Below are 13138 nucleotides of genomic sequence, written 5' to 3' on the forward strand. Positions count from 1 at the left end.
GGGGGATTTCCCCGGCACAAGAAATAGATGTCAAATATCTGGTTACCCGGTTTTTTCATCAACTCTTTTGAAAATGAACCTAAAATATTTTTCAAAGATAATCAATCCCCACGCCATAAAACCGGATCACAGTAAAGACACGATTCATCTTGCGCTCTGGTGCGGCCCGGCCATTTCCGCCCCTAGACCGGCCCGAATACCACGGGTGCTTGAATCTCTTTTCCATTGACACCTAAAATCATCTCTTCCTATACTCCAGCCTGAAAAAGAAACGAAAAGCATTAAAGACGATCAAGGTGCGTGTCAGGTTCATTCAAGTGGCGTAAGTCAAATGTATGGTTAGGATCTAAAAATAGATAAACGAATGGAGGTTCGCCGTGGCTGTCAAGTTTCGTAAAATCCGCACCACCTCCAGGTTCCTCGACCCCAGAAACGATTATGCGGAAAAGGAAGTGCCTCTGGAATACAGAGTTGACCCGCTGACAAAAGATATGGGACTGGTGCGGGATATTCGTTTCAAGAATCCCTTTAAAACCGACCTGTCGCCTATTGTGGCGAAATCTCTTGAAAGAGGATGTCCGTTTTGCAGTGAAAAAATAAAGAGTGTCACCCCCAAATTTACGCCTGCCTTTAGCGCTGATGAAAGGATCGCTGTGGGTGAAGCCACGGTCTTCCCCAATGCGGCCCCTTACATGCAGTACAGCGCCGTAACCGTGGTCAGCTCCGAGCACTTTGTCGGGTTGCCGGATTTTTCGCCCCAGATGTTGTCCGACGCACTCCTCGCTTCGCAGAGCTACCTTAAAAAAGTTCATCAATATGACCCCAGGGCGAAGTATTGCGGCATCATGTGGAACTACCTCCCCCCGGCCAACAGCAGTATGGTGCACCCGCATCTTCAGGCCTTTGCCAGCCGTTTCCCCATGGTTTATCAGAAGGAATTACTGGAGGCTTCAAAGCGGTATTACCGGCGGAACGGTTCGGTGTTTTGGGCCGACCTTATCCTCGAGGAGAAGAGGCTTCAGGAGAGATTCATTGGCGTTCTGGGCCGCACGGCCTGGCTGGCCAGCTTTGTTCCCAGGTCTTTTCAGATGGATGTGCGGGCTATCTTTCAGGAACATGAGTCCATCCTCTCACTGTCCCATAAAGACCTTGAAGACCTGGCCGCGGGCTTGGTCAGGGTCTTCAAGTACATGGATGACCAGAACTATTACAGCTTCAACATGTTCATCTACTCAGGCCTTATCGGAGAAAAGAGCTTCTGGACCCAGGCGCGCCTCATCCAGAGGGGGCCGCTGCCTCCAATGGATATTTCCGACGCAGGCAACGCCACTCTCCTCGGGGACACCAGGACCTCGATCAGAAGCCCTGAATTTGTCTGCGAGGGACTTAGATCGTATTTTTCTTGAACAGGCGCCTGGTAAAGATGATCCAGGAAGGCTTGAAGGCGGCGCGTGAACTTTTCTCACACAGATTTTAAATATGACTCAAACAGACATTGATATAAAGCCATGGCCCTGCATCTGATCATTGACGGTTACAATTTCATTCGTCAGAGCCAGAGCCTTTCCCGGCAGGAGGCCCGGGGGCTTGGATTCGGCCGCGAGGCGCTCCTGGCCCGCCTGGCCTCATACAGGCGCATCAAGCCCCATCCCGTCACCGTGGTCTTTGATGCGGCCGAAGGGCCGATCCAGAGGCAGACCGCGGAAAAGACCCGTGGCATCAAGGTGGTTTACTCTTCAGCCAGAGAGACGGCCGACCAGGTCATTATCCGCCTGGCCCGGCGCATGGGTTCGCAGGCGGTGGTGGTCAGCTCGGACCAGGCCTTATGCCAGGCCGTGGAAGCCGCTGGAGCCACGGCTGTTTCCTCCCCGGAGTTTGAAGAACGCATGGAACAGGCCTCCTGTTCAGACAAAAAAGGGGTGGAAGAAGAAGAGGAAGACTACCAGCCCTCCCGATCCACTCGCAAGAAGGGTCCGGCGCGGCGGCCGTCTCGCGCCGCCCGGCGCCGCAAGTCCCGTCTGAGCAAGATTTAGGCGCTGGCCAGGCCTCCGTCAAATGCCTCGCTTCGGCCTGTCAGCCTTGTAGGTCAGGGTGGCCCGCGAACTAGGTGGCCCTGACAATATTAACTTGACTGCCAGGCGCTTTACAATTATCTTCTTTGACTTAGTAACGGAAATTTTAATTTTTCACTTTCACTTGCAGTTTGCCACGGGAAGGAACCATGAAGCGGAAATTATGTGTGGCAGCGCTCCTTCTGGTTACGGCCGGTTTCCTTTTCCTGTCCATTGTTTCGCCGGCACAGGCGACCGAGGTCTATGCCAGGAAAACCGGGAAAGGCTGCATCTTCTGCCATGAGCAAAGCACCGGCGGGGCGCTCAAGACCGTCGGTTTTGCTTATATAAAAAACGGCTACCAGTATCCGATTCCCGAAAGGATACTGAAAAAGGCCGAAGCCCTGCAAACCCCTTTCCGCAAGACCCTGAGATTCATCATAGGCTACATTCATCTCCTGGCGGCCATCGTGTTTTTCGGGGCCATTTTTTATATCCATATCTTTGTGAACCCCGCGCGTCTCACGGGCGGCATCCCCAAGGCGGAACGCATCCTGGGCCTTTCCTGTATGGTCACCCTGACTCTAAGCGGCATCTACCTGACCTGGGCGCGCATCAGCAGGTGGGAGCAGTTCTTTAACAACACCTTCGGCCTCATGCTTTTCATCAAAATCCTCCTCTTTGCCTTGATGGTCGCCATTGGCGTCACCGCCATCACCGTGGTAAACCGCCGCATGAAAAGGGAGAGGCAGAAGCCGGGCCTTGAGCTTGACACCGAAGAAATCACCCGGGCGAACCTGAGCTATTTTGACGGCTCCTCAGGCCAACCGGCCTATGTAATCTTTGAAAACAAGCTCTACGATGTCAGTGAGAGTGAGAAATGGAAGGGAGGGCGGCATTTAGGGAAGCACACCGCCGGTCAGGACCTAACCGAGGCCCTGCTGCAGGATGCGCCTCACGGTCCGGAGGTCCTGGAAAGGGTGAAATATCGCGGTGAAATTTCAGCAGAACAGATAGAGCCGCTAAAAGCCAGACCGGCTCAAAAGGTTTTTATCGTCATGGCCTACACCAATCTGGCGATCATTTTTTTGATTCTGGCCTGCATTAGTGTCTGGCGGTGGGGGTTTCCCTTGAGCCTGCTGCCTGAAAGACGGGCGGAGGTTCTGGCGGGAAAAAGCTGTATCCAGTGTCATCAGGCCAAAACGCCTGGCATATTTCATGACTGGCAGGCCAGCGTTCACGCCAGGGTCGGCGTGGACTGTTACAAGTGTCATATGGCTGCCTCGGATGACCTGGCCAGCCGGGCGCATTTTGAAAATAACCCCAACCCCATCGCCGTGGTGGTGACGCCGCAGAGGTGCGCCAGTTGCCATCCTGAGGAGGCCAGGCAGTATGCCTTGAGCAAACACGCGAACACGCATGCCATTATATGGAAGGTGGACCACTGGTTAAATGACGGCATGAACAACGCCATTGAACGGCTGAGCGGCTGCTATGCCTGTCACGGAACCGTGGTCAAGGTTCAGCATGGAAAGCCCGTTTCAGGCACCTGGCCGAACGTGGGAGTCGGCCGCATCAACCCCGATGGCAGCCTGGGTAGTTGCAGCAGCTGCCACACCCGGCACCGGTTTTCCATGGTGGAGGCGAGAAAGCCGGAGGCCTGCGAACAGTGTCATCTTGGACCCGACCACCCGCAGATAGAGATTTACAACGAATCCAAACATGGCAGCATCTACCACGCCGAAGGCGACGGATGGACCTGGAGTCCTGATGATAGAAAGTGGCAGGCAGGCAGAGATTTCCGGACGCCCACCTGTGCGGCCTGCCATATGTCCGCCGCCGGAGCGGTTCCCCGCACGCATGACCTCACGGAAAGGCTCGCCTGGGAGACGCAGGCCCCGTTGACGGTGAGACCCAGCGCCTTCAAACCCTTTCCGGCCCGAACAGACTGGAAAGAAGAACGCCAAAAAATGAAGCAGGTCTGTTTGCAGTGTCACTCCCCAAGCTGGACCGACGGTCATTTCCATAATCTGGACAAGGTGGTCTCCAATTACAATGAGAATTATTTCAAACCAATAAAGGCGCGCCTAGACGAGCTTTATGATGAGGGCCTGCTTTCAAGGGAAAGATATTTCGACGAACCCCTGGAATGGGAATTCTACGAGTTGTGGCATCACGAAGGCAGGAGAGCCAGAATGGGCGCGGCCATGATGGCGCCTGATTACGCCTGGTGGCACGGCTTCTATGAATTGAAACACCGCTTCAACCATATCATCCAGACCGCCCAAGAGCTAAGAAAACGGGGCCAAGGCCCGGTTTATAAAGAGTTTCCAGGAAAATATGAAAAGTAAACAGAGGATCCGATAGAATTTTTCATATTAAACTGCTTTTCTTCGATTTGAGACCGAACTCGGGAAGGCAAAAAATCGCGGCTGCAAGCGCCATAGCCGGACGGCTTCACTGAAAAAGCCATCATGCGCCGAATCAGAATAAGACCTATCTCCAATTTAAAGGGGAAAGCCCGGTGATTATACCCATGGGCCAGTATCACCTGGCCAGCAGAGTGCGAAGCCCCCTGACAAATATAACTCCCGGCCGGTTAAGGTTTAAGCAGTACCTTCACGGACTCCTCCACCTGGCACTGTATTTCAAAGGCCTCCCCGGCCTGATCCAGGGGAAACTCATGGCTGATAAGCCCCTGGCGATCAACCTTCTTGGTCCTCATCAATTCTAAGGCCTGTTCCACCTCTGGGGGTAAAAGACCGAATGACCCGAGGATGTTAATCTGCTTCGCCACCATGGGCAGGAGGTTCAAAGACACGTTTTCCTCGAAGATCCCGTGAGCCACGATGCGGCCGGTAAAATCACGGGCCAGATCCATGGCCTGCTGGATGACCGGAGGTTCCGGGCGCTCCTTGATGTATCCGACGCAGTCATACACAATATCAACCAGGGGCGCGGTCACGGCTGAATAAAACATGAGCGGCGCTGAGCCGATCAACTCCGTGACCTTTTGCACCGTGTCCTCCTCGGCCGCATTGATAACCTCATCAGCGCCCAGCCGTTTGGCAAATTCAAGGCGGTGTTTCGACACATCCACCATGATGAGCCTGTTCAGGCCAACCTCCAGGGCTTTCAAGCATTGAATAACGCCCAGCCCGATGATTCCCGCTCCGAAAATAACAGCGTTTTCTCCGCTGGCCGGGTTGGCCTTTAGCATAGCGTGCAGAGAATTTGCCAGGGGTTCCAGGGTGGCCGCCTCCTCATAGCTGACTTCCGGAGGCAGCTTGAAGACGTTTAAGCCCGGGAAAACAGTAACCGGGGTGTACTCGGCCATGCCTCCTCGGGAGAAGGTCCCCACGCGGTCTCCGATTTCGATGCCCTGCACCTGGCTCCCGACCTCGACCACATCGCCGCTGAATTCATGTCCGGGTATTCCGCCCTTGTCCAATGGGCGGCAGAGCATATCGGCAAACAGGCCCAATTTGTACATGTGCAGGTCCGAGCCGCAGATACCGCAGGCCTTGACCTTGATCAGGATTTCATTATCCCCGATGACAGGTTTTTCCACCTCCTCCGTTTTAACGTCCTGTACTCCGTAATAAACAGCTGCTTTCATCTTTCCCTCCTTTTTCGTTGTTGTGCTTGCATTGCTTGTTCATCCTTATATGGAATATTCAGCTGCCGGTTTCTGCAGCGGTCTTTCATGTGCTAAAAATTAAAATATTTTTCGTTCTAAGTCAAACACGCCTGCCTTCCGGTTTCACAGGCGGTTTGGCCAGGTACATGACCAGAGCGCCCGCGATAAAGATGAAAAGAAAGATATGGTAAGCCAGCCAGTAGCTGCCCGTGGCATCTTTGAGCCGGGCCGCGAAGAGGGGGCCGCCGGCCAGGGATACCATGCCGACAGGCATGACCACCCTGCGAATCGCGCCCAGGAAGGTGCGGCCATAGTAGTTGGCATAGATAAGGTCCCGGAGCTCGTGGCCTGATAAGGTGTTATTTCCGCAACGCGGCTTTGGTCATCTTGTGATCAGGTATTTTCACATTAAAATCAATAGATTCGATTATATATTCCGTGCCTTTGCCTTTGGAAAGCATGTCTTTGAACTTCATCTTTTTCGGGTACCAGCGGCCTTCGACCTGAAATACTTCCGTTATTTCCGTCTTTTTCAGCAACCGGCCGGAACGGGCGAACCGTTCCTCTTTGAGCGGCAGCCATCTCTCGGCGTCAACCCATATTTTTCGTGAATGGTAAGTGACATCTGTCGTTTTAGCCGTCAGGCTCAATACCAGGCAGTCCCGACCGAATATGCTTTCCCGGCCTGTCATTTCGGCCTGATACTTTTCATATAATCCTTCATTTTCAGTTATGTCCTCGTAAGAAAGGTCTGAGCCCATGACCGATTGTTTGAGGAGATGGCCGGAAATGGCGATGATGCGGTCATTTGGTTCCGGGGTGTAATTCCAGATTTTATTTCCAATTTTGAGCATTTTTTTCCCTCTTTCCCGAGCCGGGGATAAATACTCGACAAAGGCCTGGTCTCGACCTTTTATCCACGTTCTGGCCCTGATGGTCCGGGTGCCGCTGCGGCCGTGGATGGTCATTTCGGTCACACTAATGGCCTGATCCAGGACCATGTTCTCGTCAACTTTCCGCAGAACCTCTTCCGCGGTCTGAGCCTGAACCGCCGAGCCGAAGGCCAGCAAAAACAGGGCTAGTATCAGTACTATCTTTTTCATGTTTCCAACTCCTTAAAAAGCTGCGATGTCTGCCGTTTGAATATTCCGATACCGGCGATCAGGGTACCGATAACGGTCGCACCCAGACCGGGAATAAAACCGATCGCATAGCTGGCCGGTACGATTTTGGCCTTCATTACATTGGACATGAGCATGTTTGAGCCTTGGGTCATATTTGAAAAATCAAGGCCGTATTCCTGAAGGTAGAATGAGAAACCCAATCCAAAAGCGGTTCCGATGATCGAGCCAATAATACCGATCAAAAATGATTCATACACCAGAGACCAGTAAACGTGGCGCTTGGATTCCCCGAAGGCCAGTCTCACTCCGACCTCACCATAACGTCTCAAACCCGACATCAATCCGGTATTCCAGAGGACAATTGACATCACAAATATAAAACCGATGACAATGATAGCTACTTCGATGCCCATCAGGTCCAATAATTCCCCGAGGCCGTTCTGATCCCGGAGGGAAAGCATGATCGGTGTAAGCGGATCTTCTTTTGTATGGGTTGTGTTAAAACGTTTGACAGCCTCATCCGCCTCGACCCGTTGAAACACCTGATTCTTAAAAAACCCCAGGATCTCACCGGCGCTGTCTTCCATGTCCAGCGTATATTGGATATCTGACAGATCAGCCAGCATGGCGTTTCGGTCCATGGGACCGACCCCGAAATTGATGGTACCCACCACGGTGAAATTCTGGATGGCCATACTACCGTTTACCGTGGAGCTTATAAGGGTGGCCATCTCCCCGATTTTTATACCCAGATTTTGCGCGAATTTGTCACTGATCAGAACCTCACCCGCGGATTGAGGCAAACGTCCCTTGGCTAGAGCTCGTTCCAGGTTGAGCCGCCGGCGTTCCGGTGAATCAGGAGAGATTAAATCCAGAGCCAGGCCGAATACCGGACCCTGAGCCTTTGTTTCCCCTTTTTCATCCGGAAAATCCAGCAAACCGCCAAACTTGATTCTTACCGCCCAATCCATGTTTGGGTAACCGGTTTTCAGCTCTTTTACCAGGGCGCCGGCACCTGTAATTGCCAGGTCATTCGGCACCTGGCTGGCAATCTCAGAGTAGGCTTGGGTCATCACTTTGACGTGGCCGGTATCCAGGTTGGCGCTGGTAATGGCTATATCATCGGCATAACCAAGCATGAAACAAAATAATAGTATGGTAACAGCCACTCCCCCAATAACGACCAGTATGGGGAAGAGGCTCCGGTGCCGGTCTCTCAGTAAGCCTTTCAGCAAAAACCAGGTCATGATAATTTCCCCCTCAGCGCGTCGGTTGGTTTGAGTTTTACAAGTTTATGGGTGGGTATCATACTGACAATGGTTACTGTGATTAAGATTAGCAGAATAGTTCCAAATAGTAGTTTGGCCCCATAACTCGGATAGAGTGTGCTGGATATGGCCACTCCAAAATCACTCATGGCCTCAGGGAGCGGGATACCTTTTTTCGCGGTCAAATAAAGGAGAGGAACGCCGTAAACCGCGCCCACCAGAAGGGCCAGCATACCGTGCATGGCCCCTTCGAGGGTGAAAAGGCTGATGATCCTGCCTCTGGTCATACCCAGGGCCATGAGTGTGCCCATTTCCTTGCGTCTCCGGAATATAGCCAGGACCTGGGTGTCGAATATGGCCAGCAGGGCCATACCCAGGAGAAGGGCGTACAGGATGGTGGTTGAGGCTGATTTGGTTTTAATGAGTTCCAGAATGTCGCTTAGCAGGTAATCCAGATCGCGGTATATCCATTCCCCGGATTCCTGAGGAATAGTTTCTATGTCTATGTCTTTGGCTAAAACAAACAGAGTGGCCTCGTCAGGTGAAGACTGAAGCATCTTTCTCAAGTTTTCGATAGGTATCCAGACCTGGCCGTTGTCTACCGAAGGCACGGTTACGTTCATGATTTCAACAATCTGAATATCCATGGCGTCAAAGGTACCGTGAATATCACGCCAGCGCATGGTGACATAATCACCTTTATTAAGCCCTGTCTGCTTGGCCATACGGGTCCCTATCAGCGCGGGAATGATGCCTGGATCACTGCCTTCCAGGACCGATGTCGGCAGATTGATAATCTCCTGCTTAGGGTTGATCCCCTTTATGAGCAGGTTTTGTGCCCGGCCGTCCGGGAAGATGGCCCCTGTGGTTATGAGGATGGGTTCGGCCTGGTGTCTGGAAACCAGTTCGGCCAGTTGGGGTGAAGGCCGGGCGTGCGCGTCCTCCACGGTCAAAGGATCATATGGATCATAGACTCGATGCCAGAACTGTCCGCCGCCCATCTCCTTGTCAATCATATCGTCCATGGCGAATTTGCCCATGCCTTCGATCAACCCCTGTACCCAGATAATGGTGACAAAGGCGATGGACAGCACGAAGACATTCAGCCAGGTTCTCACACCAGCGCCCGCGATGTTTCGAAAAGCTAATTTAGGTATCAGCATGTCTAATTTCCTCTCTTTTCTTTCTGCGAGTTACTTCCCTTGGCTGGAAATTATTTCGCCGGTCGAGGGTCCATCTGGCTGTCATTAAAAACTTTCCCATCGACTAAAGTTATCTTCCGGCGCAAATAACCGATAACCTTCTCATCGTGGGTAGCGAAGATAAAGGTGGTGTTCAGATCCTTATTCAGCCGCTCCATGGTTTCCAGTATGTGGTGTGAATTGGCCGCGTCCAGGTTGGCTGTGGGTTCATCCGCCAGGACCAGCTTGGGCTTCTTGACCATGGCCCGGGCGATAGCCACTCGCTGGCATTCGCCTCCAGACAACTGAGCCGGTTTGGACTTGATCTTATCGGACAGCCCAACCCATTCGATGGCCTGGGTGACCGCGTCTCTTCGTTCAGAGGAAGTCATGTCGAGTAAAAGCAGGGGAAACTCCACGTTTTCGAAAACGGTATAGACCGGAAGCAGGTTAAAGGTCTGGAAGATAAATCCCAGGTGTTCGGTTCTCAGCTTTGCCGACTGCTTGTGGGTCAGCTCGCTGGTATTGCTCCCCATTACGATGGCTTTGCCTTCAGTTGGATTATCCAGAGCACCGATGATGTTTAACAGAGTGGTTTTGCCCGACCCGCTGGGTCCCACGAGGCCGGTAAATTCCCCGGGTTTGATGATCAAGTTAATATCATCTAAAGCGGTAAATTTTCGGCCGCCGATTGGATACTGCTTGACCAGATTTTCCGTTCTCACCACAGTGTTGTTTTCCATTTTGTTCTCCTTGAATTTCTGCGGTCCATTTATCTGATGGGCTGTTACGTTACTATTTTAATGGTTATATATTATCATGATCCGGGCTCCGTAACCGGCCGAAAACGAGTTTGTCTCAAAGGCCGGTGCGTTTGCCGGGGCTTGAGGTGAATGAAAAAGGGTTACATTAAAAACTACGCTGTCATAAGTGCGACGCCAGGTTAAGTTCAAGAAATGTTTATCAAAATCCCATGAATAGTAACCGATGAGGGACAAGGTGTCCAGGAGGCCGATGGGATAGCTCAACGAAAAGGCCGTGATCTGAGAATCCTCATCCCATTTGAATAAAGATGTTGACGAGACCGTGGTCAGGTGCTCGATCAGGAAGTACAGGCCGTGCCCCACGTCAAAGGTGTAATCAAGACCGAGGGTAAGCATTTTTGTCCATTCAAAGGGGAGCAAGTTTGATTTTTGCTGAATTGCCACCGATTCCAACCACAGACCGACCCCCACGTCGAATCGTCCATCCAGGGCGTATCTATTTTCCGTAAAATCAGGGAGCTGAATCGCGTCACCATTTACCCGGCGGCGATGAAAGGTAACAGCCAGTTCGCCGGATGGAATCGGATATTCCAGGCGTCCGCCGTATTCCGGGACGTCGGACACCGAGGCCAAACTCTCCAGTCCCTTTGGTTCGTCGTTGCCGACAAGACCCCAGAGCCAGTAACTGGCGTTGTTGAGCGCGCTGTACTTGAACCGGAGTCCGTATATCCCTTTGGTTAGACCCAAGGGATCGGAGGGAACTACCCGGTCAAACCACTGCAAGGGGCGGAGCAGGTAGGCCGGTCCGAAGTTTATTTTTTGAAGACCGATGCGGGTCTCAGTCTGGGCTGTGGCCAGACGCAGTTTCAGTCGGTATAGATTCACATTCAAGTCGCCTTCAGATTCCAGACTGTCATACCGCAGAAGACTATTTAGGGAAATTTCGGTTCCAAGAAAAGATGACCCGCTCAAGGGATGGGTGAGGGTCAACTGCGGGATGTAACGCAGGCCGGTAGTGTTCTGCCAGGTACCCTGGTTACGGGTTTCGCTGGTAAAACCGGATAACTGGCCTTTCAATTCCGAAGTGAGGCCGAATCCCTGGCCGGCGTTCATAAGAAACGTCCCCAAAATTCCCAGGAATAGTATCAGCCCGAGTCTTGGGCGTGATGAAACCAGCATGCCTGTCACTCCGCCGCGGGTTTTCCCATGATCTGGTAAAAAAAGAAGTTAAATATTTCTTTGATAAATTCAGCTATATCCGGGTACAGTTTTCGCAAATCATCGTCCTTGGCCGGGGCGTAGTAAACTCTGTCAAAGGCCGCCAGCAGGAAATCAGGACGGGCCTCCGGCCGGATATCGCCCCTGGCCCGCGCCTCCAGCAGCCAGGCTATTATGCGCGGGAAAAAGGCATGTATGTCGAGGTCGGTATGGAGGAAATCTTCTATCAGATCGGGGTTCTTTTTTCAGAATTATGTGTGCTTTACAATCGCGAACTAAGTTTTTTAAAGCTCCCAATTTCCCCAATTTTACATTTCTGAACATTATCATACCAGCTTATATGGCCACTAGTTTCAACCAGTCTCGACGCGATAATTCTCCAGGTGCAGGCTGGGGTCCTCCCGGACGGTGATGTGTTTGCCCAGCCTCAGTTCCAGCTCGTTCAAGGAATGCTGCTCCTCATCAAGCAGCCGTTCCTTGATTTTGGGGTTCACCGTCAGGGTCATCGAAATGGCGGAAGATTGTACGGCTTCTCGCTCCAGATCGCGAAAGGCCTCGTAGCAGATCGAGGTCTCGGAAAGAAGGCACCCTTCCCCCTGGCAGTAGAAGCACGGCTCGCTCAGGACGCGGCCGATGCTGTCCCGGGTGCGCTGGCGCGTCATTTCGATCAGACCCAGCTCAGACATCTTCAAAACATTGGTTTTGGCCTTATCCCGGCGCAGGATGTCAATGAGGGCCGTGCGGACCTTCTCCCGGTTGGCCTCGCGTTCCATGTCAATGAAGTCAATAACGATCAATCCACCGATATTTCGCAGGCGCAGCTGGTATGCGATTTCCTTGACCGCATCGAGGTTGGTCTTGATGATGGTCTCCTCCAGATTATGTTTGCCCACATAACGGCCGGTGTTCACGTCAATGGTCACCAGGGCTTCGGTCTCTTCGATCACAATGTAGCCTCCGGACTTGAGCCAGACCTTTCGGGCCAAGGCGCGGTTGATTTCGGTTTCCAGGTCGTAATAATCACAGATGGGTCCTGGGCCCCGGTAAAGTTCGACTGATGATTTCAGGTGGGGTGAAAAGGTATCAATGAACTTGAGAATTTTATTATACTCGCTTTCAGAGTCCACCACCAGGCGGTCCACCTCCTGGGTAAACAGATCCCGAACCGCGCGGAGAGGGGCGTCAAGGTCCTGATGGAGGAGGCTGGGAATTTGGGCGTGTTTGGCCTGTTCTTGAATACGGTTCCAGAGTTTGATCAGGAACTCCATTTCTGGTTTGATTCTATCCATCGAGACACCTTCACTGGCGGTACGAGCGATAAAACCATTTTCCGCAACATTGAGATCTTCGATAATATGCTTCAGCCTCTGACGTTCCTCTTCATCCGCGATACGCCGCGAAATTCCAATATGCTTTATGGTCGGCATAAACACCAGGTGGCGGCCGGGCAAGGTGACGTAAGAGGTTACTCTGGCTCCTTTGTTGCCTATCGGTTCCTTGGAAACCTGGACGATGATCTCCTGACCTTCGTGTAAAAGGTCCTCGATCTGGAAGCGGTCATTAGCTATTTTCCGGGTTTTTTCGAGGTCAGGACTTACTTCTGAGAGGCTGTTTCCTTCCCGCTCCATCGTGGTAAGCATCTGCTCAAACTCTCTTTCCTGGTCATAAACGTCGCCCACGTATAGGAATGCGGCGCGTTCCTGACCAATATCCACAAAAGCGGATTGCATACCTGGCAGGACACGGATGATTTTACCTTTGTATATGTTACCAGCAATACCTTCCGTGGATGGGCGCTCCAGGTAAAATTCGACCACGGTCCCGTTTTCAACCAGTGCGATCCGGGTTTCATAGGACCGGACGTTGATGATTAATTCATTATTCATTTGTCA

At 52.2% G+C, this 13138-nt stretch carries 12 protein-coding genes; 4 read left to right on the forward strand and 8 right to left on the reverse strand.

Annotated elements, in window-relative coordinates:
• Positions 1-377 precede the first annotated feature (377 nt).
• The 3 genes from JRI95_00895 to JRI95_00905 all read left to right on the forward strand — a co-directional run bounded on the left by JRI95_00895 (position 378) and on the right by JRI95_00905 (position 4402).
• Entirely contained in the window at positions 378-1406 is a 1029-nt protein-coding gene (locus JRI95_00895) for a hypothetical protein (GenBank protein MBW2060098.1), read from the forward strand.
• 102 nt (positions 1407-1508) lie between these two features.
• Complete coding sequence (locus tag JRI95_00900) at positions 1509-2033, forward strand: NYN domain-containing protein (protein ID MBW2060099.1); 525 nt, start codon at positions 1509-1511, stop codon at positions 2031-2033.
• Positions 2034-2221: 188 nt separating this feature from the next.
• Entirely contained in the window at positions 2222-4402 is a 2181-nt protein-coding gene (locus JRI95_00905; protein MBW2060100.1) for a CopD family protein, read from the forward strand.
• Positions 4403-4650: 248 nt separating this feature from the next.
• Here the strand turns inward: JRI95_00905 and JRI95_00910 are convergent, their stop codons facing one another.
• The 7 genes from JRI95_00910 to JRI95_00940 form a co-directional block, all read right to left on the reverse strand.
• On the reverse strand, positions 4651-5670 hold the full coding sequence (locus JRI95_00910; GenBank protein MBW2060101.1) for a zinc-binding dehydrogenase: 1020 nt from the start codon (positions 5668-5670) through the stop codon (positions 4651-4653).
• A 121-nt stretch (positions 5671-5791) separates the two neighbouring features.
• Positions 5792-5965 (reverse strand): hypothetical protein, encoded by a 174-nt coding sequence (locus JRI95_00915; protein MBW2060102.1) that lies wholly within the window; start codon positions 5963-5965, stop codon positions 5792-5794.
• An 85-nt stretch (positions 5966-6050) separates the two neighbouring features.
• The gene (locus JRI95_00920) at positions 6051-6794 is read right to left on the reverse strand and encodes an outer membrane lipoprotein-sorting protein (GenBank protein ID MBW2060103.1); all 744 of its coding nucleotides are present in this window, start codon (positions 6792-6794) and stop codon (positions 6051-6053) included.
• On the reverse strand, positions 6791-8062 hold the full coding sequence (locus tag JRI95_00925; protein MBW2060104.1) for an FtsX-like permease family protein: 1272 nt from the start codon (positions 8060-8062) through the stop codon (positions 6791-6793). Before JRI95_00925 ends, JRI95_00920 begins: the two co-directional genes overlap by 4 nt.
• A complete protein-coding gene (locus tag JRI95_00930) occupies positions 8059-9246 on the reverse strand; it encodes an ABC transporter permease (protein MBW2060105.1) in 1188 nt (395 codons plus the stop codon). The genes JRI95_00925 and JRI95_00930 overlap by 4 nt, the downstream gene beginning before the upstream one ends.
• Positions 9247-9296: 50 nt before the next feature.
• Positions 9297-10007: an ABC transporter ATP-binding protein gene (locus JRI95_00935; GenBank protein ID MBW2060106.1), complete on the reverse strand. Its 711-nt coding sequence runs from the start codon at positions 10005-10007 to the stop codon at positions 9297-9299.
• A gap of 57 nt (positions 10008-10064) precedes the next feature.
• A complete protein-coding gene (locus tag JRI95_00940; protein ID MBW2060107.1) occupies positions 10065-11207 on the reverse strand; it encodes a hypothetical protein in 1143 nt (380 codons plus the stop codon).
• Between JRI95_00940 and JRI95_00945 the strand changes: the two genes are divergently transcribed.
• On the forward strand, positions 11195-11566 hold the full coding sequence (locus tag JRI95_00945) for a hypothetical protein (protein ID MBW2060108.1): 372 nt from the start codon (positions 11195-11197) through the stop codon (positions 11564-11566). The two genes, JRI95_00940 and JRI95_00945, sit on opposite strands and share 13 nt — an antisense overlap.
• A 33-nt stretch (positions 11567-11599) precedes the next feature.
• On the opposite strand, the gene JRI95_00950 is transcribed toward JRI95_00945, so the two are convergent.
• Positions 11600-13132, reverse strand: coding sequence for an Rne/Rng family ribonuclease (locus JRI95_00950; GenBank protein ID MBW2060109.1), 1533 nt, complete (start codon positions 13130-13132; stop codon positions 11600-11602).
• Between the last annotated feature and the right edge of the window lie 6 nt (positions 13133-13138).

This window comes from Deltaproteobacteria bacterium, assembly GCA_019308995.1.
In the GTDB taxonomy this organism is placed as follows: domain Bacteria; phylum Desulfobacterota; class Desulfarculia; order Adiutricales; family JAFDHD01; genus JAFDHD01.

Excerpts from the sequence above, each read along its gene's own strand:
- JRI95_00900 (MBW2060099.1), top strand. The coding sequence starts at position 1,509 with ATGGCCCTGCATCTGATCATTGACGGTTACAATTTCATTCGTCAGAGC.
- JRI95_00905 (MBW2060100.1), top strand. The coding sequence starts at position 2,222 with ATGAAGCGGAAATTATGTGTGGCAGCGCTCCTTCTGGTTACGGCCGGT.
- JRI95_00910 (MBW2060101.1), bottom strand. The coding sequence starts at position 5,670 with ATGAAAGCAGCTGTTTATTACGGAGTACAGGACGTTAAAACGGAGGAG.
- JRI95_00915 (MBW2060102.1), bottom strand. The coding sequence starts at position 5,965 with ATGCCTGTCGGCATGGTATCCCTGGCCGGCGGCCCCCTCTTCGCGGCC.
- JRI95_00920 (MBW2060103.1), bottom strand. The coding sequence starts at position 6,794 with ATGAAAAAGATAGTACTGATACTAGCCCTGTTTTTGCTGGCCTTCGGC.
- JRI95_00925 (MBW2060104.1), bottom strand. The coding sequence starts at position 8,062 with ATGACCTGGTTTTTGCTGAAAGGCTTACTGAGAGACCGGCACCGGAGC.
- JRI95_00930 (MBW2060105.1), bottom strand. The coding sequence starts at position 9,246 with ATGCTGATACCTAAATTAGCTTTTCGAAACATCGCGGGCGCTGGTGTG.
- JRI95_00935 (MBW2060106.1), bottom strand. The coding sequence starts at position 10,007 with ATGGAAAACAACACTGTGGTGAGAACGGAAAATCTGGTCAAGCAGTAT.
- JRI95_00945 (MBW2060108.1), top strand. The coding sequence starts at position 11,195 with ATGAAACCAGCATGCCTGTCACTCCGCCGCGGGTTTTCCCATGATCTG.
- JRI95_00940 (MBW2060107.1), bottom strand. The coding sequence starts at position 11,207 with ATGCTGGTTTCATCACGCCCAAGACTCGGGCTGATACTATTCCTGGGA.
- JRI95_00950 (MBW2060109.1), bottom strand. The coding sequence starts at position 13,132 with ATGAATAATGAATTAATCATCAACGTCCGGTCCTATGAAACCCGGATC.